Origin of the sequence: Streptomyces sp. MMG1533, from assembly GCF_001279775.1 — a bacterium.
In the GTDB taxonomy this organism is placed as follows: Bacteria; Actinomycetota; Actinomycetes; order Streptomycetales; family Streptomycetaceae; genus Streptomyces.
Genome location: NZ_LGDG01000129.1, coordinates 1 through 403, shown reverse-complemented (window position 1 = coordinate 403; position 403 = coordinate 1). Strand labels below are relative to the sequence as shown.

The following is a 403-nucleotide window of genomic DNA, read 5'->3' as shown; positions in this document are numbered from 1 at the left end:
AGATTCCCGGGTTGCCGGTGCTGGTGCTCTCGCAGTACGTCGAGGAGTCGTACGCCGCCGAGCTGCTGGGTGGTGGGAGCAGCGGGGTCGGTTATCTGCTGAAGGACCGGATCGGGCGGGTGGACGAGTTCCTCGACGCGCTGGAGCGGGTCGCGGCCGGCGGTACCGCTCTGGACCCCGAGGTCGTGACCGAACTGCTGACCCGGCGCCGGGACACCCCGCTCGACTCGCTCACCCCGCGCGAGCGTGAAGTGCTGAAGCTGATGGCCGAGGGGCACGACAACGCCACCATCGCCAAGACCCTCGTGGTCACCGAACGGGCGGTCCACAAGCACATCGGCAACGTGTTCCTGAAGCTGGGACTGCCGCCGAGCGACAGCGGACACCGCCGGGTGCTGGCCGT

1 protein-coding gene is annotated in these 403 nt (G+C 69.2%); it reads left to right on the top strand.

Translation table 11 applies throughout. The annotated features are described in order from the left end of the window. The coding region (locus tag ADK57_RS15390; protein WP_199830586.1) for a response regulator transcription factor at positions 1 to 403 on the top strand (403 nt) is incomplete at both ends.